The 19,821-nt window shown below is 70.6% G+C and carries 21 protein-coding genes; 15 read left to right on the top strand and 6 right to left on the bottom strand.

All coding sequences use genetic code 11. From position 1 onward, the window contains the following. Positions 1 to 46 precede the first annotated feature (46 nt). The 4 genes from pstC (at position 47) to AC3A3L_RS20350 (ending at position 4,283) form a co-directional block, all read left to right on the top strand. Entirely contained in the window at positions 47 to 997 is a 951-nt protein-coding gene (gene pstC / locus AC3A3L_RS20335; protein WP_487641858.1) for a phosphate ABC transporter permease subunit PstC, read from the top strand. Positions 998 to 1,061: 64 nt separating this feature from the next. Beyond that, positions 1,062 to 2,150 (top strand): phosphate ABC transporter permease PstA, encoded by a 1,089-nt coding sequence (gene pstA / locus AC3A3L_RS20340; RefSeq protein ID WP_487641859.1) that lies wholly within the window; start codon positions 1,062 to 1,064, stop codon positions 2,148 to 2,150. Between the two features lie 38 nt (positions 2,151 to 2,188). Further along, positions 2,189 to 2,968, top strand: a complete 780-nt coding sequence (gene pstB, locus AC3A3L_RS20345) for a phosphate ABC transporter ATP-binding protein PstB (RefSeq protein ID WP_487641860.1) — start codon at positions 2,189 to 2,191, stop codon at positions 2,966 to 2,968. A gap of 298 nt (positions 2,969 to 3,266) precedes the next feature. Next, positions 3,267 to 4,283: a hypothetical protein gene (locus tag AC3A3L_RS20350; RefSeq protein ID WP_487641861.1), complete on the top strand. Its 1,017-nt coding sequence runs from the start codon at positions 3,267 to 3,269 to the stop codon at positions 4,281 to 4,283. Between the two features lie 114 nt (positions 4,284 to 4,397). On the opposite strand, the gene AC3A3L_RS20355 is transcribed toward AC3A3L_RS20350, so the two are convergent. From AC3A3L_RS20355 to AC3A3L_RS20370, 4 genes are all read right to left on the bottom strand, one after another. Beyond that, entirely contained in the window at positions 4,398 to 5,393 is a 996-nt protein-coding gene (locus AC3A3L_RS20355; protein ID WP_487641862.1) for an anion permease, read from the bottom strand. Between the two features lie 49 nt (positions 5,394 to 5,442). Further along, on the bottom strand, positions 5,443 to 6,060 hold the full coding sequence (locus tag AC3A3L_RS20360; protein WP_487641863.1) for a DUF47 domain-containing protein: 618 nt from the start codon (positions 6,058 to 6,060) through the stop codon (positions 5,443 to 5,445). A gap of 106 nt (positions 6,061 to 6,166) precedes the next feature. Further along, a complete protein-coding gene (locus AC3A3L_RS20365; RefSeq protein WP_487641864.1) occupies positions 6,167 to 8,344 on the bottom strand; it encodes an RNA degradosome polyphosphate kinase in 2,178 nt (725 codons plus the stop codon). Between the two features lie 46 nt (positions 8,345 to 8,390). After that, complete coding sequence (locus tag AC3A3L_RS20370; protein ID WP_487641865.1) at positions 8,391 to 8,753, bottom strand: DsrE family protein; 363 nt, start codon at positions 8,751 to 8,753, stop codon at positions 8,391 to 8,393. Between the two features lie 23 nt (positions 8,754 to 8,776). Between AC3A3L_RS20370 and AC3A3L_RS20375 the strand changes: the two genes are divergently transcribed. The 5 genes from AC3A3L_RS20375 to ygfZ all read left to right on the top strand — a co-directional run bounded on the left by AC3A3L_RS20375 (position 8,777) and on the right by ygfZ (position 12,738). Then, the gene (locus tag AC3A3L_RS20375; RefSeq protein WP_487641866.1) at positions 8,777 to 9,271 is read left to right on the top strand and encodes a heme-binding beta-barrel domain-containing protein; all 495 of its coding nucleotides are present in this window, start codon (positions 8,777 to 8,779) and stop codon (positions 9,269 to 9,271) included. A 76-nt stretch (positions 9,272 to 9,347) separates the two neighbouring features. Next, a complete protein-coding gene (locus AC3A3L_RS20380; protein WP_487641867.1) occupies positions 9,348 to 9,770 on the top strand; it encodes a Fur family transcriptional regulator in 423 nt (140 codons plus the stop codon). A 150-nt stretch (positions 9,771 to 9,920) separates the two neighbouring features. Further along, on the top strand, positions 9,921 to 10,484 hold the full coding sequence (locus AC3A3L_RS20385; protein ID WP_487641868.1) for a winged helix-turn-helix domain-containing protein: 564 nt from the start codon (positions 9,921 to 9,923) through the stop codon (positions 10,482 to 10,484). Continuing rightward, positions 10,481 to 11,728: an MFS transporter gene (locus tag AC3A3L_RS20390; protein WP_487641869.1), complete on the top strand. Its 1,248-nt coding sequence runs from the start codon at positions 10,481 to 10,483 to the stop codon at positions 11,726 to 11,728. Before AC3A3L_RS20385 ends, AC3A3L_RS20390 begins: the two co-directional genes overlap by 4 nt. Before the next feature lie 62 nt (positions 11,729 to 11,790). After that, positions 11,791 to 12,738, top strand: coding sequence for a CAF17-like 4Fe-4S cluster assembly/insertion protein YgfZ (gene ygfZ / locus AC3A3L_RS20395; protein ID WP_487641870.1), 948 nt, complete (start codon positions 11,791 to 11,793; stop codon positions 12,736 to 12,738). Between the two features lie 79 nt (positions 12,739 to 12,817). Here the strand turns inward: ygfZ and mshD are convergent, their stop codons facing one another. Together mshD and AC3A3L_RS20405 are read right to left on the bottom strand one after the other, a co-directional pair. Continuing rightward, entirely contained in the window at positions 12,818 to 13,645 is an 828-nt protein-coding gene (gene mshD / locus AC3A3L_RS20400) for a mycothiol synthase (RefSeq protein WP_487641871.1), read from the bottom strand. 115 nt (positions 13,646 to 13,760) lie between these two features. Beyond that, on the bottom strand, positions 13,761 to 14,477 hold the full coding sequence (locus AC3A3L_RS20405; protein WP_487641872.1) for a winged helix-turn-helix transcriptional regulator: 717 nt from the start codon (positions 14,475 to 14,477) through the stop codon (positions 13,761 to 13,763). 78 nt (positions 14,478 to 14,555) lie between these two features. Here AC3A3L_RS20405 and AC3A3L_RS20410 point away from each other — a divergent pair, with 78 nt between their 5' ends. The 6 genes from AC3A3L_RS20410 (at position 14,556) to AC3A3L_RS20435 (ending at position 19,796) form a co-directional block, all read left to right on the top strand. Then, positions 14,556 to 14,855 (top strand): MoaD/ThiS family protein, encoded by a 300-nt coding sequence (locus AC3A3L_RS20410; protein ID WP_487641873.1) that lies wholly within the window; start codon positions 14,556 to 14,558, stop codon positions 14,853 to 14,855. A 109-nt stretch (positions 14,856 to 14,964) separates the two neighbouring features. After that, positions 14,965 to 17,172 (top strand): carboxypeptidase-like regulatory domain-containing protein, encoded by a 2,208-nt coding sequence (locus tag AC3A3L_RS20415; RefSeq protein ID WP_487641874.1) that lies wholly within the window; start codon positions 14,965 to 14,967, stop codon positions 17,170 to 17,172. A 128-nt stretch (positions 17,173 to 17,300) separates the two neighbouring features. After that, positions 17,301 to 17,768: a TlpA family protein disulfide reductase gene (locus AC3A3L_RS20420; protein WP_487641875.1), complete on the top strand. Its 468-nt coding sequence runs from the start codon at positions 17,301 to 17,303 to the stop codon at positions 17,766 to 17,768. 289 nt (positions 17,769 to 18,057) lie between these two features. Further along, positions 18,058 to 18,540, top strand: a complete 483-nt coding sequence (locus tag AC3A3L_RS20425; protein ID WP_487641876.1) for a DUF4395 domain-containing protein — start codon at positions 18,058 to 18,060, stop codon at positions 18,538 to 18,540. A 37-nt stretch (positions 18,541 to 18,577) separates the two neighbouring features. Then, entirely contained in the window at positions 18,578 to 19,426 is an 849-nt protein-coding gene (locus AC3A3L_RS20430) for a sulfurtransferase (RefSeq protein WP_487641877.1), read from the top strand. A gap of 64 nt (positions 19,427 to 19,490) precedes the next feature. Next, positions 19,491 to 19,796 (top strand): DUF1416 domain-containing protein, encoded by a 306-nt coding sequence (locus AC3A3L_RS20435; RefSeq protein WP_172256424.1) that lies wholly within the window; start codon positions 19,491 to 19,493, stop codon positions 19,794 to 19,796. Positions 19,797 to 19,821 lie beyond the last annotated feature (25 nt).

Genomic DNA, 19,821 nt, shown 5'->3' on the forward strand with positions numbered 1-19,821 from the left:
CCCTTCCGACACGTCGTCACCCGGCACCCGTCGGAGGAGGAACAGAGTGACAACCGCGATCCAGGACCCGGCTCCTGACCTGCAGACCAGGGGCCGGACCACCCGCGTGGGGGACGCGGTCTTCAGCCGCACGGCGCTCGCCGCCGCCCTGCTCGTCGTCGCGCTGCTCGCCGGCGTCGCCATCTTCCTGTTCATCCAGGGGCTGCCGGCGCTCGAGGCGGCAGGCGAGCAGGCCTACGGCAAGCCCAGCGTGTGGGCGTACGTCGGCCCGCTGCTGTTCGGCACGATCCTGTCGGCGGCGCTCGCGATGATCATCGTGGCGCCGCTCTCGATCGGGCTGGCGCTGGTCATCTCGCACTACGCACCCCGCCGGGTCGCCAAGCCGGTCGGCTACCTCGTCGACCTGCTGGCCGCCGTGCCGTCGGTCGTCTTCGGTCTCTGGGGCATCGCCGTCCTCGCGCCGCGGCTCGTGCCGTTCTACGACTGGCTCAACGCGTGGTTCGGCTGGATCCCGCTCTTCGGCGGCCCCGTGTCGAGCTCGGGCCGCACGCTGCTCACCGCAGCGGTCGTGCTGGCGCTGATGGCCCTCCCGATCGTCACCGCGATCCTGCGCGAGATCTTCGCCCAGACGCCGACCATGCAGCAGGAGGCGGCGCTGGCGCTCGGCGCCACCCGCTGGGAGATGATCCGCCTCGCCGTGCTGCCGTACGCGCGCTCCGGCATCGTCGCCGCGCTGCTCCTGGGCCTCGGCCGCGCGCTCGGCGAGACGATGGCCGTGGCGATGGTCCTCTCGGCCACGGGTGCGATCATCAGCTTCGACGTCATCTCGTCGGCCAACTCCAACACCATCGCGGCGAGCATCGCCAACAACTACGCGAACGCCGCCGGCCTCAAGATCAACGTCCTGATCTTCGCCGGCCTCGGGCTCTTCGTCCTCACGTTCGTCGTCAACTTCCTCGGTCGCTGGGTCGCCACCCGCGGGCAGGTGAAGGGATGAGATCACCCCACGCCGTTCTTCTCCTCCGCTCCGCTCCTCCGAACAACGCCGCAGGGACCCCGACATGAGCACCTTGATCGACACCGACCTCGACCCGGTCGACCGGCTCGACCCGATCACCGGCGGCACCCTGCCCCGCGTCGCGCCGGTCCTCGTCGGCGTGTGCTCGGTCGCGCTCGGCGCGCTGGGGATGCTGCTCGGCCTCGGTCCGGTGGCGGCCCTCATCGTCGCCTGGATCGCCTTCTCGATCGCCCTCTACGGCTGGACGCGCGCGATCGAGGGCCCGCGGAAGGCGACCGACACGTTCGTCCGCACCCTCATGTGGACGGCGTTCGCGCTCGCCATGCTGCCGCTCGTCAGCCTGATCTGGACCGTCGTCGCGCGCGGGGCACCCGTGCTGACGCCGGCCTTCCTCCACGACGACATGAGCGGTCGCGCGCTGCTCGGCGTCGGCGGCGGCATCTACCACGCGATCATGGGCACGGTCATGGTCACCGCGATCGCCGCGATCATCGCGATCCCGATCGGCCTGTTCACCGCGATCTACCTCGTGGAGTACGGCAAGAACAACCGCCTCGCCAAGACCATCACCTTCCTCGTGGACGTGATGACCGGCATCCCGTCGATCGTGGCCGGCCTCTTCGCGGTCGCGCTGTTCATCGTCATCACCGGTGACCCGCTCCCGCGCCTGGGCATCGGCGGCTCGATCGCGCTGTCGGTCCTCATGCTGCCGACCGTCATCCGCTCGGTCGAGGAGATGCTCAAGCTCGTGCCCGACGACCTGCGCGAGGCGTCGTACGCCCTGGGCGTGCCGCGCTGGCGCACGATCGCCAAGGTCGTCCTGCCGACCGCCGTCGCCGGCATCGTCACCGGCATCACGCTGGCCATCGCCCGCGTCGCCGGCGAGACGGCCCCGCTGCTGCTCATCCTGGGCACGGCGCGCGTCGCGAACTGGAACCCGTTCGACGGGCCGGTGCAGACCCTGCCGGTCTACATCTTCCAGTCGCTCGGCCAGACGACCCACTTCAAGTACGGCGAGATCTGGACCGACCGCGTCTGGGGCGCCGCCCTCTTCCTCATCATCATCGTCATGTCGCTCAACCTGGTCGCCCGACTGGTCGGCAAGGCGTTCGCCCCCAAGACCGGCCGCTGAGCCGGGTCGTACGTAGGAACCAAGGAGTCACCCCCACCATGGCCAAGAGCATCGACGTCTCCGACCTCGACATCTACTACGGCGACTTCCTCGCCGTCGAGGGCGTCAACATGCACATCAAGGCACGCTCCGTGACCGCCTTCATCGGCCCCTCCGGCTGCGGCAAGTCCACGGTGCTGCGCTCGCTCAACCGCATGCACGAGGTCATCCCCGGCGCCCGCGTGGAGGGCAAGGTGACCGTCGACGGGCAGTCGCTCTACGACAACGCCGTCGACCCGGTCGCCGTACGCCGCCAGATCGGGATGGTCTTCCAGCGGCCGAACCCGTTCCCGACGATGTCGATCTACGAGAACGTCCTCGCCGGCAACCGCCTCAACTCCAAGAAGATGAAGAAGTCCGAGGCCGACGACGTGGTCGAGCGCTCCCTCAAGGGCGCGAACCTCTGGAACGAGGTCAAGGACCGCCTCGACAAGCCCGGCATGGGCCTCTCCGGCGGCCAGCAGCAGCGCCTCTGCATCGCCCGCGCGATCGCCGTGGAGCCGCAGGTCCTGCTGATGGACGAGCCGTGCTCCGCGCTCGACCCGATCTCGACCTCCGCGATCGAGGACCTGATCCACGAGCTGAAGTCCGACTACACGATCGTCATCGTCACCCACAACATGCAGCAGGCCGCCCGCGTCTCCGACGAGACCGGCTTCTTCAACCTCAAGGCCGCCGGCCAGCCCGGCCACCTCGTCGAGTTCAACGCGACGCCGAAGATGTTCGCCAACCCCGACAACGAGGCCACCGAGGCCTACATCTCCGGCCGCTTCGGCTGATATGCCACCCCACCTGCGATATCTGAGGACGTGGTGAACGGAAATCGGCCCGTTCGTCGACCACCACGTCCTCAGATGGATCGCGGCGCACGCGGCGCCCCGGGACAGGTATCTGAGGACGTCGTGAACGGAAATCGGCCTGTTTGACGACCGCCACGTCCTCAGATAGGTGGGCTGTGGAGGAGCCGAGCGCGCGTGGTCGCGTCCGGAGCACGATGCTTGCGTGGACTCGGACTCATGGACGGCGGGCGCCTGGCCTGCGCGCGGGATCGGCCCTCGCGAAGGGTTGCGTCCTGGCGTGCAGTGGCCGGCACGCCGAGATCCGCGCGGCTTGGACGGCCCGAACGCTTGGGCAACCCGTTCCGAGGCATGGCGGCGGGCCGGCTCCAACCTGTGGGTCCCGTCCGACCTCGACGCGACGGACCCCGCGCAACGCATCGTGGAGGCGGCCGCACAGCTACCGGGCTACGGGGGCGTGACGGGCTGGGCCGGGCTCTCGTGGCTCGGGGGCGTCTGGTTCGGCGGGGTGGGACGCGGTGCCGAGCTGCTCCCGGTTCCGGTCGCGGTCAGCAGCGGTCACAGCATGCGAGCGCGCGCTGGTCTCGAGGTCTCGCAGGAGGTGATCGCGCCTCGGTACGTCGTTCGCTGTGGCGGCGTGCGCGTCACCCACCCGCTCTGGAGCGTCGCGTTCGAGATGCGACGTGCGCGTGACGACGAGGCCGCGGTGGTGGCGTTCGACATGGCTGCCTTCAACGATCTGGTGTCCATCGAGGAGCTCACGGTCTTCGTGGACTCCGACCTCGTGGCACGTCGGGGCGTCGAACGGGTCCGCCGAGTGCTGCCGCTCCTGGACGAGAACGCCTGGTCGCCCATGGAGCCCGTCATGCGGCTGGTGTGGCGCGAGGCGATGGAGGCGCCACGGCTGCTGAGCAATGTTCCCGTGTTCGACCACGACGGGCGCTTCGTCGGCACACCTGACGTCATCGATCCCACCGCGGGCGTCTACGGGATGTACGACGGCGGGCTGCACCTCGCCGGATCGGTACGCCACGGCGACGTAGCCAAGGAAGCGGCGTACCGGCGTCTGGGACTCGAAGGCGCAACGATGATGGCGGGTGACCTGGTCGATCGAGACCCGTTCCGGGCGCGTCTGCGCGAGGCGTACGTGCGCGCAGCCCGGCAACCGGCCTCGGATCGCGCGTGGACGCTGCGGACGCCGCCCTGGTGGCAGGACACGACCACCGTCGAAGCGCGCCACGCCCTCTCGGCGCACGACCGGTCAAGGCTGTTGGCCCACCGCCGGCGAGCCGCATGAATCGACCTGTCTGAGGACGTGGTGGACGGAAGTCGCAGGTTGAGGCGTACGTGGCGTCCTCAGATGTCTCCAGGCGCAGGCGGGGCCCAAGAAGGGGGGCGACGGGACGCCCGATCAGGGGAGGAAGATGTGCGCGATCCAGTAGCAGACGGCGGCGACGAAGGCAGCGGCCGGGAAGGTGAGCACCCACGCGATCAGGATCGAGCGGGCCACGCCCCAGCGGACGGCGGAGAGGCGCTTGGTCGCGCCGACGCCCATGACCGCAGAGGTGATCGTGTGGGTGGTCGAGATGGGCGCCTCGAAGACGTACGCAGTGGAGTAGAGCACGCCTGATGCCACGGACTCGGCGGCGAACCCGCGGGCCGGGTCGAGGTGGATGATCCGGCGTCCGAGGGTGCGCATGATGCGCCAGCCGCCCGACCAGGTGCCGAGCGAGATCGCCGCGGCCGAGGTGAAGATGACCCACAGCGGGAGCGGGTCGCCCTCGGCGACGTAGCCGCCGGTGAGCAGCGCCAGGAAGATCACGCCCATCGTCTTCTGGGCGTCCTGGAGGCCGTGGCCGAGCGCCATCGCGGCGGCCGACACGGTCTGGGCCATCTTGAAGCCACGGTTGGCGCGGCCCGGGTTGGCCCGGCGGAACATCCACATGATGGCGACCATCAGGGCGAAGCCCAGGGTGAAGGCGACCACCGGGGAGATCAGCATCGGGAGGACGACCTTCTCGACCACGACGTCCCAGTTGGCGGTCGTCCCGGCCGCGATCGCGGCGCCGACGAGGCCGCCGATCAGGGCCTGCGAGGACGAAGAGGGAAGCCCGAGCCACCAGGTGATGAGGTTCCACGTGATCGCACCGAGGAGGCCGCACATCACGATGACCAGGCCGTGGCTGCCCTCCCCTGGGTCGATCGTGTCGGACACCGTGTGCGCGACCTTCTGGCCGAGGAAGGCGCCGACGAAGTTCATGATCGCCGCCATGGCGAGCGCCACGCGCGGCTTGAGTGCGCCCGTCGAGACGGACGTGGCGATCGCGTTGGCCGCGTCGTGGAAACCGTTGGTGTAGTCGAACACCAGGGCCACGACGACGACCGCGAGGATGATCGCGATCTCCATCAGACCACGCTCCGGGCGCGCGAGGGCAAGGTGATGGCAGGCATCGGGGTCAGGACTCCTTGACCGCGATCTGCTCCACGATGTTGGCGACCTTCTCGAACGCGTCGATCGCCCCCTCGAGGGACTCCACGATGTCCTTGAGCTTCATGACCTCGAGCGCCTCGTAGTCGCCGCTGAAGAGGTTGGCCAGGATGCGGCGGTACGACTTGTCGCCGGTGTTCTCGAGACGGTTGATCTCGATCCAGTACTCGTCGAGCGAGCCCATCGACTCCAGCGACGGCATCGCTGCCGCGGTCAGCTCGGCGCAGCGCTGCAGCACCTCGACCTGCTGGGTGGTCTCCGGCGGCAGGGACGTGACCTCGTAGAGGAGGACGAGGTCGACGGCCTCGTCCATCATGTCCATCACGTCGTCGAGCGCCGAGGCCAGCGAGTAGATGTCCTCGCGGTCGAAGGGCGTGACGAACGTGCTGTTGACCCGTCGGATGATCGAGTGGGTCGTCTCGTCGGCGGCGTGCTCGGCCTCGCGCATGCGCTGCGCGATCTCGGCCTTGGAGTTGCCGACCGACAGCATCTCGCTGAGGAGCTGCGATCCGACGACGAGGTGGTTGGCAGCTTCGGCGAACAGGTCGTAGAACGAGCTGTCGACGGGGCGGAACTTCAAACGCACGGTGAACTCCGAACGGGGGGCGGATGAACCGTGGTTCATGGTAGGGGGTGAGCGGCCCCTTGACGCAAAACCGGGGTGCCGTTCCCGGCTCGGTGTGACGCTCCGCTCAGCGACGGCGGGCGCGCTGGCGGGCGATCAGCTCGTCGTGCAGGTGGCGCTCGCCGCGGTGCAGCTGCCACTCGGCGTCCGGCCCGAGCTCCCACGCCGTCGTCGTCGGGTCGAGCGCCAGGTCGAGCAGCCCGCCGACCTCCTCGACGACGTCGGGGTCGCGGAGACGTACGAGCACCTCGACGCGGCGGTCGAGGTTGCGGTGCATCATGTCCGCCGACCCGATCCACGCGGCCGGCTCGCCGCCGTTGTCGAACCAGAAGACGCGGCTGTGCTCGAGGAACCGGCCCAGGATCGAGCGCACGCGCACGGTCTCCGACAGGCCGGGTACGCCGGGTCGCAGCGCGCAGATGCCGCGGATGAGCAGCTCGATGCGGACGCCCTCCTGCGAGGCGAGGTAGAGGGCGTCGATCACCGCCTCGTCGACCACCGAGTTCGCCTTGATCCGGATCCCGGCGGGCCGGCCGGCCTGGTGGTGGGCGATCTCCTGGTGGATCTGGGCGACCAGGCCCTCCCGGACGCTGTGCGGCGCGACGAGGAGGTGGTCGTAGGTGCGGTTGCGGCTGATGCCCGAGAGGTTGTTGAAGAGCAGGGCGACGTCCTCGCCGATCTCGGGGTTGGCCGTCAGCAGCCCGAGGTCCTCGTAGAGGCGGGCGGTCTTGGGGTTGTAGTTGCCGGTGCCGAGGTGGACGTAGCGGCGGATGCCCTCGGGCTCGTCGCGCACGACCATCGACAGCTTGCAGTGGGTCTTGAGGCCGACCAGGCCGTAGACGACGTGGCAGCCGGCCTGCTCGAGCTTGCGGGCCCACCGGATGTTGGCCTGCTCGTCGAAGCGGGCCTTGATCTCCACGATGACCAGCACCTGCTTGCCGGCCTCGGCGGCGTCGATGAGCGCCTCGATGATCGGGCTGTCGCCGGAGGTGCGGTAGAGCGTCTGCTTGATCGCCAGCACGTGCGGGTCGGCGGCGGCCTGCTCGAGGAAGCGCTGCACCGAGGTGGCGAAGGAGTCGTAGGGGTGGTGCAGCAGCACGTCGTGACGCGCCACGGAGTCGAACACGTCGACCGGCGACGACGACTCGACCTCCGCCAGGCTCGGGTGCGTCGTCGGGAGGAAGGCGGCGTACTTGAGGTCGTCGCGGGGCAGGTCGGCGATCGAGTGGAGGCCGGTGAGGTCGAGCGGGCCGGGCAGCGAGACGACCTCGTCGCGCCCGACGCCGAGCTCGGAGACGAGCAGCTCGAGCACCTTGGGGTCCATCGACTCCTCGACCTCGAGCCGCACCGGTGGGCCGAAGCGGCGTCGCTGCAGCTCCTTCTCGAGCGCCTTGAGGAGGTTCTCCGCGTCGTCCTCCTCCACCTCGAGGTCCTCGTTGCGGGTGACCCGGAAGGTGTGGGAGCCGAGCACGTCCATGCCGGTGAAGAGCTTCTTGAGGTGCTCGCCGATGACGTCCTCGATCGGCACGAAGCGCTGGTTGCCGACGTTGACGAAGCGGCCGAACGTCGGCGGCACCTTGACCCGCGCGAAGTGCTCGGTGCCGGTCCCCGGGTGCCGTACGACGACCGCGAGGTTGAGCGACAGCCCGGAGATGTAGGGGAACGGGTGGGCCGGGTCGACGGCGAGGGGGGTGAGGACGGGGAAGATCCGCTCCTTGAAGAGCTTCTTGCAGATCTTCTGCTCCTCGCGGTCGAGGTCGGCCCAGCGCACGATCTCGATGCCCTGGCTGCCGAGCTCGGGCAGCAGGTCGACCAGCGCGCGCGCGTGCCGCTCCATCAGCTCGCGGCTCGCGGTCCAGAGCATGTCGAGCTGCTCGCGCGGCATGTGCCCGCTCGCGGCGCGCACGGCGACGCCGGCGGCGATGCGGCGCTTGAGGCCGGCGACGCGGACCATGAAGAACTCGTCGAGGTTGCTGGCGAAGATCGCGAGGAAGCGGGCGCGCTCCAGCAGCGGGAGGTCAGGGTCCTCGGCGAGCTCGAGGACGCGCTGGTTGAACCGGACCCAGGAGATCTCGCGGTCGATGAAGCGGTCCTCGAACTTCTCGACGCCCTCGATGGCCTCGGCGTCGGGCTGGTAGGGCGGCTCGACGTCGAAGGTGTCGGTGGGGTGCCCGAAGGGCTCGGCGACCGGCCCTTCCTCCACCGACGGGGAGACAGCGCTGGTGAGGGTGGCCGGGTCGGACATGCCACTCAGTGTGGCACCGGAAGATGAACGTGAGATGACCTTCGTCTCAGTAGACCAACGCCTGGACGCCCTCGCCCAGGACCTGTTCGGCGAAGACGGCCGCGCCGGCGATGGTGACGCCCTCGCGGAGGTCGGCGGCGACGATGCCGCGACGTGCGGCGCACTGCGAGCAGACGGTGATCGTCCCGCTGGTGAGGACCGCCGCCATCAGCTGGTCGAGCGGTGTGGCGAGCTCGAGCTCGAACTCCTCGGCGCGACCCGGTACGCCGAACCAGGCGGCGTCGCCGGTCAGCCACAGCGACACGTCGGCGCCGGCGGCCGCCGCTGCGGCGGCGACGGTGAAGCCCTGGTTGAGCCGCTCGGCGTCCTCGGCGCCGCAGGTGACCTTGAGGACCAGTGAGCGAGGCATGCGCCCAGACTAGAGTCGTCACCATGCCCTTCGAGCTGCCGGACAACCTGCACCCCAACTGCGGCCCCGTCGCGTGGCTGCTCGGCACCTGGCGTGGCAACGGCCACGGCGCCTACCCGACCATCGACTCGTTCCAGTTCGGCCAGGAGCTGATCTTCACCCACGACGGCCGCCCGTTCTTCCACTACATGTCGCGCGCGTGGATCGTCGACGAGCAGGGTGAGTTCGTCCGCGACGCTGCCATGGAGACCGGCTTCCTGCGCTGCCCCGAGCCCGGCAAGGTCGAGCTGCTCCTCGCGCACAACATCGGCTTCTCCGAGGTCTGGTACGGCGCGGCCGAGGGCGGCAAGCTCGAGATCCACACCGCCGGCGTGTCCTTCACCGAGACGGCGAAGGAGGTCACGGCCGGGTCCCGGATGTACGGCAACGTCGACGGCGACCTGCTCTACGCCTACGACATGGCGGCCGTCGGCCAGGACCTCCAGCCCCACACCTGGGCGCGACTCCAGCGAGCGTGATGAACACCCCACGACGTCCTTCTCCTCCGCTGCGCTCCCCCGAACGAGCGCCGCGGGGACCCCGGAAGAGCGTGTGATGTCCGACGACCTGGCGGCACGGCTGCGGGAGCAGGGGCTCCGGCTCACCCCGCAGCGCGAGCTGATCCTGCGGGCCGTCGAGGAGCTGCGCCACGCCACCCCCGACGAGGTGTTGTCGCACGTGCGCGGCCAGGTGAGCTCGGTCAACGCCTCCACCGTCTACCGCACGCTCGAGGTGCTCGAGGAGCTCGGGCTGGTGCGCCACACGCACCTGAGCGACCGCGCGCCGACGTACCACTCCACCCGCGAGCACGAGCACGTCCACGTGGTCTGCCGCGGCTGCGGCTCCGTGCGCTCCTACGACCCCGAGATCGTGCGGTCGCTCGTCACGGCGCTGGGGGAGGACGGGTTCTCCGTCGACGTCGGGCACCTCGCGATCTTCGGCACCTGCGCCGACTGCTCCGCCGCCGCTGGCACGTGAGTCTCTGAGGGACTCGCGGCTGCTTTGCACCCGAGTTTCCCGCTTGTGGGCCGAGATCCCGGGTGCCAACCAGGGGAGTCACCGGATATCCGGTGACTCCGCGGCGCGACGCCTATTGCAAGAACTCTTTCGAAAGACTACTTTCGACAGGTGTCCAGCCCCCGCCACCTCCGTGACCCCCGCGCCCTCGCGGCCGTCGCCCACCCCGTCCGGATGGGCATCATCGAGCTGCTGTCGGTCCACGGGCCGATGACCGCGACCGAGCTGGCCGACCAGCTCGACGAGACCCCGGCGAACTGCTCGTGGCACCTGCGCAAGCTCGCCGAGCACGACTTCATCGAGGAGGCCGCGGGCGGGACGGGCCGGCAGCGGCCGTGGCAGATGCGGACCATCGGGATGTCCTGGGCCGAGGACGACGACCTCAGCCGGGACGAGCTGCGGGCCGGGCAGGCGCTGAGCCGGATGCTGCTCGAGCGGTGGGTCGACCGCTTCCTCGGCTCGAGCGAGCGCGAGACCGATCCCGGGTGGCGCGACAGCGGCGGGCTGACCCAGCACGTCGCCTGGCTCACGCCCGAGGAGCTCGCCGACCTGACCGGCCGGCTGCGCGAGGTCGCGGGGACGTACGACGACCGGCTCGCCTCCGGTGAACGGCCGGACGGCGCCCGGCTGTGCGAGATCGTCGCCTGGGGCGCGGCCGTGGAGATCGAACGATGAGGGCCGCCTTCGCCCAGCCGGGCTTCACCCGGCTCTTCGCCGGGCTGACGACGTCGATGCTCGGCGACTCGATCATGCTGCTGGTCCTGAGCATCTGGGTGAAGACGCTCACCGACTCGAGCGCGATGGCCGGCTTCACGTTCTTCTTCATGTGCATCCCGGCGATCTTCGCGCCGTTCGTCGGCGTCTGGCTCGACCGGATCAAGCGCAAGCCCATGCTGGTGTGGGGCAACGTCCTCTCGGCCGTCGCCGTCCTGCCGCTCCTGCTGGTCCGCGACGCCGGTGACGTCTGGATCATCTGGACGGTCGCCGGTCTCTACGGCGTCAGCTTCGTGGTGCTGCCCGCCGGCCTCAACGGCCTGCTCAAGGAGCTGATGCCGGAGCGGATGCTCGTCGACGCCAACTCCAGCATCCAGACCGTCAAGGAGTCCTACCGCCTCTTCGGCCCGCTGCTCGGCGCCGCGCTCTTCGCCTGGCTCGGCGGGTGGGCGGTCGCCCTCGTCGACGCCGCGTCGTTCCTCGTCGCGGCGGCCGTCATCTCGACGATCCGGGTCGAGGAGGAGACCCCCGAGCGCGAGCACGCCGCCTACTGGAACCAGCTCACCGACGGCCTGCGCCACCTCGTGCACGACCGGGTGCTGGGCCACCTGCTCATCGGCTTCGGCCTGTCGATGCTCGTCCTCGGCTTCACCGAGTCGGCGATCTTCGCGCTCACCGACCACTTCGACCGCCCCGCGACCTACGTCAGCGTCATCGTCTCGGTGCAGGGCATCGGCGCGGTCGTCGGCGGCATCGCCTCCGCCCGGTGCGTACGCCGCATCGGTGAGGTCGCGACCAGCGTGCTCGGGCTGGTGCTGCTCGGGGCGAGCGCCCTGGGCATCGCGGCGTCCCCGGCGATGGCGGGCGTGCTGGTGAGCATCGTGGTCTTCGGTGTCTCGCTCCCGCTGCTCGTCGTCGCCTACATGACGCTCCTGCAGCGTCGTACGCCGCAGCGGCTGATGGGCCGCGTCTCGACCGCCGCCGAGGTCGTGATGACGGTGCCGAGCGCGGTCTCGCTCGCCCTCGGCGCCGCGCTGGTGACGATCGTCGACTGGCGCTGGATCTTCCTGGTCATCGGCGTCGCCACGTTGGCCGGCGCCGGGCACGTCGCCTTCTGGCTCCGCGACCAGCTGGTCCGACGCGACGCCGCGCCGGAGATCGTCGAGCACCATGAAGGCAGTTCGGACCTCGTGGGCCCCGGCTGAGCGTGGCGAACGGCATGTGGCAGCCCAACTGCCTTCATGGTGTCGGCGCGTAGGCTCGAGGCATGCAGTCCCCGCTCCTCGCCCTGCCCGGAGCCGTCGCCGGCGACGGGATCGATGCCCCGGTCGCCGCCCACTACGGCTCCTTCAACACCGAGCAGCGCAGCCTCGCGCAGGGTGACGGGTTCGTCGACCTCTCGCACCGCGACGTCGTACGCGTATCCGGACCCGAGCGGCTGTCGTGGCTGCACAACCTGACCACGCAGTACTTCGACGGCCTCGCCCCCGGCACCTGGACGCAGGCGCTCGTGCTGAGCCCGCAGGGCCACGTCGAGCACGCGTTCACCGGTGTCGACGACGGCGAGGCGTTCACCGCCCACACCGAGCCGGGCGCCGGCGCGGCGCTGGTGGAGTGGCTCGAGCGGATGAAGTTCATGACGCGCGTCGAGATCTCCCTCGTCGACGACCTCGCCGTGATGTGGCGCCCGGGGGAGGGCCAGTCGCACGTGGCTGGTCGCTACGACCTCGTGCCCCGCGACCGGCTGGAGGCCTACGCCGAGGCCGCCGGCCCGGCCTGCGGGCTGTGGGCCTTCGAGGCGCTGCGCATCGAGCGCGGCGAGCCGCGGCTCGGCATCGACACCGACCACCGCACGATCCCCAACGAGGTCGGCTGGATCGGCGCGGCCGTGCACCTCGACAAGGGCTGCTACCGCGGCCAGGAGACCGTCGCGCGCGTCCACACGCTCGGTCGCCCGCCCCGCCGGCTGGTGCTCCTGCACCTCGACGGGTCGGAGAGCCGCCTGCCGACCGCCGGGTCCCCGGTGTCGTACGACGGTCGCGACGTCGGCTTCGTCGGCTCGAGCGCCCGCCACCACGAGCTCGGCCCGATCGCGCTCGCGCTGGTCAAGCGCAACGTGCCGGTCGACGCGACGCTGACCGTCGACGAGATGCCCGCCGCCCAGGAGGTCGTCGTCGACCCCGAGGTCGGGTTGCACGTCCGCCCCCTCCGCTGATCCCACCCCGCGATATCTGAGGACGCAGCGTCCGCCTGAAGGGCACCTCGACGTCCGCGACGTCCTCAGATATCGGAGGTCAGGGGCGGCGGTACTGCACGTGCGTGTCGGCGTCCGCGTGCCCGAACCCGAGGCGTGAGTAGACGGCGACGGCAGGAGCGTTGTCGGACTCGACGTAGAGCAGCACCTCGTCCACGCCGAGCCCGGCGAGGTGGTGCAGCCCGGCCAGGGTGAGCACCTTGCCGAGCCCGCGGCCCTGCGCGGCGGGGGCGACGCCGACGACGTACACCTCCCCGAGGCGCGCGTCGTGCTGCTTGGTCCAGTGGAAGCCGAGCATCCCGGAGTCGTCCTCCGCGACGAGCAGCCCGGCCGGGTCGAACCACGGCTCCGCCATCCGCCGGGCGAGGTTGTCGACGTCCATCGCGCCCTGCTCGGGGTGGTGGGCGAACGCGGCGGCGTTGACCGCGACCACGTCGGCGGCGTCGCTGTCGCGGTAGCTGCGCACCGTCACGCCGTTCGGCACGACGAGGTCGGGCAGGAGGAGCGAGGTCGGCCGACGCATCACCCAGAGGTCGCGCACCCGCTCCCACCCGTGGGACCCGGCGAGCCTTGCTGCGGCCGGGTGGTTGCCGTGCGACCACGCCGTCAGCCCGGTGCCGTACGACGACTCGGCGCGCGTGAGCAGCGCGGACCCGAGGCCGCGGCCGCGGGCCGCCGGGCGGACGACGAGCGAGAGGTCATCGGCGTGGAGCAGGGCGAAGGCGTCGTCCTCCGCGATGACGGTGGCGGCGCCGTCGGCGAGGGCGATGCGGGTCGCCTCGTCGAGCGGGTCGGCACCGTCGGCCACCGCGGCCTCGTCGGCGATCTGCTCCACGGTCTGCGAGGCGGAGTCCGGGCTGGCGTCCATGCGCTCGACCCTAGCGGCGCGGTCCCGACCGACATCTGAGGACGGGACGGTCGTCGATCGGGGGAGATCCCGTCCACGACGTCCTCAGACATCCGATGGAAGGAGAGCCGAGACGTCAGGACGTCGAGGACGGCTCCGACTCGGTGGCGGGCTCCCGGGTCGGCACGACGAAGCGGTAGCCGACGTTGCGCACGGTGCCGATGTGGTGCTCGTGCTCGGTGCCGAGCTTGGCGCGGAGGCGCCGGACGTGGACGTCGACGGTGCGGGTGCCGCCGAAGTAGTCGTAGCCCCAGACCTCCTGGAGAAGCTGCTCGCGGCTGAAGACCCGGCCCGGGTGCTGGGCGAGGTACTTCAGGAGCTCGAACTCCTTGTAGGTCAGGTCGAGCGGGCGGCCGCCGATGCGGGCGGTGTAGGTGGCGTCGTCGACGACGACCTCGCCGCGGTGGATCACGTGGGCGGCCGGGTCGTCGGGCGCGGCGGCGCCGGCCCGGCCGACCGCGAGGCGGATCCGGGCGTCGAGCTCGGCGGGCCCGCAGGTGTGGAGGACGACGTCGTCCATGCCCCAGTCGTGGGCGACGACGGCGAGGCCGCCCTCGGTGACGATGAGCAGGACCGGCGCGTCGGTGCCGGTGGTGCGGATCAGCCGGCACAGGTCGCGGGCGGCCGCGAGGTCCTGGCGCCCGTCGACGAGGACGAGGTCGGAGTCCGGCGCGTCGAGCAGCGCACTGCCCTGGGCGGGCACGATCTTCACGGTGTGCGACAGCAGCGCGAGCCCGGGGAGCACCTCGGCGGAGGGCTGCAGCGCGCTCGTGAGCAGCAGCAGGGCGCTCATCGCGGGGCCTCCTCGTCCGGGGGTTCAGCCGGGGGCGTCAGCCGGAGCGTCAGCCGGGGATGAGGAAGGATATCCCGCATGAGCGAGCGGACGGACGCGCAACGGAGTCGTGAGACAGCGGTCACCGTGCGCTACTGGGCCGGTGCCCGGGCCGCGGCCGGCACGGCCGAGGACCACCTCGAGACGACGGGCGAGCTGACCCTGGCCGACGTCGTCGCGCGCGTCCTCGAGCGCCACCCCGGTGAGCAGATGGCCCGCACGGTCGGGGTCTGCTCGGTGCTCCTCGGCGACCAGCCGGTCCGCACGCAGGATCCCGCCGCGGTCGTCGTACGCCCGGGCGACGTCGTCGAGCTGCTGCCCCCATTTGCCGGGGGGTGAGCACAGCCGCGCAGTTATGCGATAGAACTGCGTTTCGACAGACCTCCACGGGGGATGGTCTGGGTGCCTGGCACGTCGCGTGCCGGCATGAGTCCAAGGGGGACACAGCATGATCAGCACCAACGGGGGAGCTTTCGCGCGCCTTGTTGCAGGTGGCGCCGCCACCGCGACGGCGCTCGCCGGCTTCGCGATCGGCGCGGCAGCGCCGGCCAACGCCGCTCCGGTCGGGGTGACCACCACGGTCACCGACGCCGCGGGCAACCCGGTCGAGGGATACGTCACCGCGTACCTCGGCCAGAGCGACGGCGGCTACTACTACGAGGACGCCCAGTACGTCGCCGACGGGCGGATGAACCTGCCGCTCGAGCCGGGCACCTACAAGTTCGAGTTCGAGAGCATCGACGGCACGCTCGCGTCGGAGTTCTACACCGACAAGCCCGACCTCGCCACCGCCGACCCGGTCGCGGTCACCGGTCCGACCGCCCTCGCGCCGGTCGTCCTGGGGGCGGCCCCGACGGCCACCGGCCGTGTGGTCAACTCCGCGGGCCGCCCGGTCCGCAGCGGCTCGGTCAGCCTGCACGCCGGCGGTTCGTTCGTGTCCTCGGCCCGCATCGAGCGCGACGGCACCTTCCGCGTCGGTGCCCCGATCGCCGGCTCCTACAAGCTCGAGATCGACCCGGTCGGCTACGCGTCGGAGTGGTACACCGACAAGACCACCGAGGAGACCGCCGACGCGATCACCCTCGGCGCGGCGCCCCTGGCGCTCGGCGACATCGGCGTCAGCCGCGGCGGCGTCCTGACCGGCCGCCTCACCAACACCGCGGGCACCCCGCTCGAGCGGGTGCGGGTCCAGGCCTACGAGGGCAACGACGGCTTCTCGTCGTACTCCGACCTCACCGACGCCAACGGCGTCTTCCGGATCGAGGGCGCCCAGGAGGGTGTCTACAAGATCCGCTACACCGACCCGGTCGGCCAGTTCCTCGGTGAGTGGTTCGCCGACAAGGCCGACCAGGGCTCCGCCACCCCGCTGGTGCTCAACGGCGGCGCCACGGTCGCCGGGATCGACGCGGCCCTGGCCGACGACCCGTCCTTCGCCGTCGACCCGGCCGCGATCGACATGAGCGGCACGGTCACCGACTCCGCCGGTGCTCCGGTGATCGGCGCCCGCGTGACCGCGTGGAGCACGCCGCTCAAGGCGCGCGACGAGCGTCAGATGGCGGTCGCCATCACCAACCGCGCCGGCCAGTACGCCTTCGACGACCTCGACCCCGCCGCGACCCGGTCCTCGGAGGACCAGTTCAAGATCCAGGTCGAGGACGAGCTCGAGCGCGAGGACGGCCAGTACTACCGCATGGGCCGCTGGTACGGCGGTGCGCAGTCCTTCGCCGCCGCCAAGCCGGCACCCGTGCCGGCTGCCGGCGTCAACGTGGTGCTGCCGCTCACCGGTGGCATCTCGGGCACCGTGTCGGCCGCGACCGCGCTCTCGATCGACGGTGTCTCGGTGCAGATGCTGGAGGCCAACGACGGGCTCGTCACCGAGAACAGCTACGCCTACGGCGCGATCGAGGACGACGGCTCGTTCAACGCGACGGCCCTCAAGCCGGGCAAGTACAAGGTGCTGTTCCTCGACGGGAGCTACGACGACAAGTTCTTCGGCCCCGAGTGGTACGACAACACCAACTTCGCCAACGCGAAGGTCATCACCGTCACCAGCGGCAAGACCGTGACCGGTGTCGACGCCACCCTCGAGGAGGGCATGCGTGCGCTGCGCAAGCCCGAGATCAAGGGCAACCCCTACCTCGGCGGCAAGGTCCGCGCGACCACGGGCTACTGGACGCTCGAGGGCGGTACGACCTACCAGTACGCGTGGCTGGTCGACGACGCCGTCGTCGGCGAGGGCCGCACGCTCAAGGTCTCGAAGAAGTACAAGGGCAAGCGCATCGCCCTGCGGGTGACCGCCACCAACGACGGCATCACCGGCACCGCCCTGGCGTCCACCCAGAAGATCGCCAAGAAGCCGAAGGTCAAGATCTCGGTGAAGGGCAGCAAGGCCTCGGTCGTCGTCTCCGACAAGAAGGTCAAGGCCAAGAAGTTCAAGGGCAAGGTCGTCGTGCGGAAGATCGTGCGTGAGGACGAGTTCGGCGCCCCGGTCTACAAGAAGGTGGGCAAGGCCAAGCTGCGCAACGGCAAGGCCACCCTCACCGTCAAGAAGCTGACCAAGGGCAAGAACAAGCTGGTCTTCGACGTCGACCTCAAGGGCGGCAAGTACGGCGACGCGGAGGTCGCCAAGACCGTCAAGGTCAAGAAGAAGCGCTGACCTGCTGCTCCACTGCACCACCTGCTCCACGCGAGGCCCCGGGATCCGTCCCGGGGCCTCGCTCCGTCTCCGGACGGTGGCGTGAGCCGGGGTGGAACAAATGCGCGCGTCGCGGTCGTTGCCCCGGTGTGACCACCGGAGCCTGGATCGTCCTCGCCGCTGTCGTGCTGGCGACGGCGTTCGGACTGTGGCGGGCCGCGACCGACGGCCGCTTCCGCGGCACCCGCCCGATCGGTGAGCCGCTGGTCGAGGAGGGCGCCCCGGCGCCCGTCACGAGACCCGCCAGCCGTCCCGGCGCCGGCCTCGTCGCTTCGGTGGGCCAGGAGCTGGGGGAGCGGGCGACGCTGCTCCAGTTCTCGAGCGCCTTCTGCGCACCGTGCCGTGCGACGCGGCGCGTGCTGGACGAGGTGACCGACCTCGTCGACGGCGTCACCCACGTGGAGATCGACGCCGAGCACCACCTCGAGGCCACGCGGACCCTCGGCATCTTCCGCACGCCCACGACGATCGTGCTCGACGCGGCCGGCGCGGAGGTCACCCGCGCGACCGGAGCACCGTCCCGCGACCAGGTCCTGACCGCGCTCGCCCGCGTGTGATCTCAGGATGTGGATGGGTGGGTCACATGGTGAGACGCAAGTGGGTCCGACGGACCGCACCGCCTAGGGTCGTCCACATGTCCTCGACCATGCTCACCAGGCGCCGCGCAGTGGACCACTGCCGCGTGCGCTCGGCGCTGTGTCGAATGTCGTAGCGGTCCCACCGCTCGCCTGAGCCCTCCCGTCCGGCCTGTCGTCGCCGGACCGTGCTCGGTCGGTGGGACCCGCACGCCGGGCCCGTGCCCCGGCGTGCCCGGCCACTGCCGTGCCGACCGACCTCAGGAGAGACATGACCACCACCGCCACGCCCCGACCCGCGCAGGGTCCTGACGCGGCCGCCCGCCCGGAGGGCGGGATCGACCCCCGCGGCCCGCAGCTCGCCGCCGCCCTGACCGCCGTCGTCCTGGTGGCCGTGCTGCTGCTCCCCACGCCGTACGCCGTCGCGCTGCTCGCCGTGCAGGCGGTGCTGTTCGCCGTGGGTGCGGTGCGCGGGGTGCAGGCCACGCCGCACGCCTGGCTGTTCCGCACGCTGGTCCGTCCGCGCCTGGCCTCGCCCACCGAGTGGGAGGCGCCGGAGCCGCCGCGCTTCGCCCAGGCCGTCGGCCTCGCGTTCGCGGTCGTCGGGCTGCTGGCCTTCGCAGCCGGCGCGACCGTCGTCGCCCAAGTCGCCGTCGGGCTGGCGCTCGTCGCCGCCCTGCTCAACGCCGTCTTCGCCTTCTGCCTGGGATGCGAGGTCTACCTGCTCGTCCGCCGCTTCATCGCCACCGTCTGACACACGACTGTTCACCACCACAAGGAGCACACCAACCATGAGCCGCGAGAACTCGCTCGTCACCGCCCAGTGGGTCGAGGACAACCTCGACACCGACGGCGTCGTCATCATCGAGGTCGACGAGGACACGACCGCCTACGACAAGGGCCACATCCGGGGAGCCATCAAGCTCGACTGGACCACCGACCTCCAGGACCAGGTCCGCCGCGACTTCGTCAACAAGGAGCAGTTCGAGGCGCTGCTGTCCGAGCGGGGCGTGTCCAACGACGACACCGTCGTGCTCTACGGCGGCAACAACAACTGGTTCGCCGCCTACGCCTACTGGTACTTCAAGCTCTACGGCCACCAGGACGTCAAGCTCCTCGACGGCGGCCGCAAGAAGTGGGAGCTCGACTCCCGCGAGCTGACCGACGAGCTCCCCACCCGCGCGAAGACGTCGTACACCGCGCAGGAGCAGGACCCCTCGATCCGCGCCTTCCGCGACGAGGTCGTCGCCGCGATCGGCACGCAGAACCTCGTCGACGTGCGCAGCCCCGACGAGTACGCCGGCCGGCTGCTCGCCCCGGCCCACCTCCCGCAGGAGCAGGCCCAGCGCGCCGGCCACATCCCGACCTCGGTCAACGTGCCGTGGAGCAAGAACGCCAACGACGACGGCACCTTCAAGTCCGACGAGGAGCTCACCGCCCTCTACGACGAGGTCGGCTTCGACACCGACAAGGACACCATCGCCCTGTGCCGCATCGGCGAGCGCTCCTCGCTGACGTGGTTCGTCCTGACCGAGCTCCTCGGTCGCAAGAACGTGAAGAACTACGACGGCTCCTGGACCGAGTACGGCTCGCTCGTCGGCGTGCCCGTCGCTCTCGGCGACGAGCCCGGCAAGGCCTGACCCCCGCTGGTCGAGGAGGGACGAAGTCCCGTCACGAGACCCCACTTCTTCGAAAGGAACCATCATGTGCGGAGCCAAGGAAGGCGGCCTGTCGCTCGACGGCGTCAACGTCGCCAAGGAGGCCGTGATCCAGGGGCAGGTGCTGCGCAGCGGTGACGAGCCCGTCGCCAATGCGTACGTCCGGCTGCTCGACCGCAGCGGCGAGTTCACCGCCGAGGTGCCGACGTCCGCGACGGGGCACTTCCGCTTCTTCGCCGGCGACGGCGAGTGGACCCTGCGCACGCTCGCGCCGAAGGCCCAGCCCGTCGACACCCGAGTCGTCGCCGCGACCGGTTCGGTCGCCGAGGTGCAGGTGCTCGTCAGCGCCTGATCCACGACGCGCACGAACGGCCCCG

Source organism: Nocardioides sp. Soil_C_8, assembly GCF_057656315.1.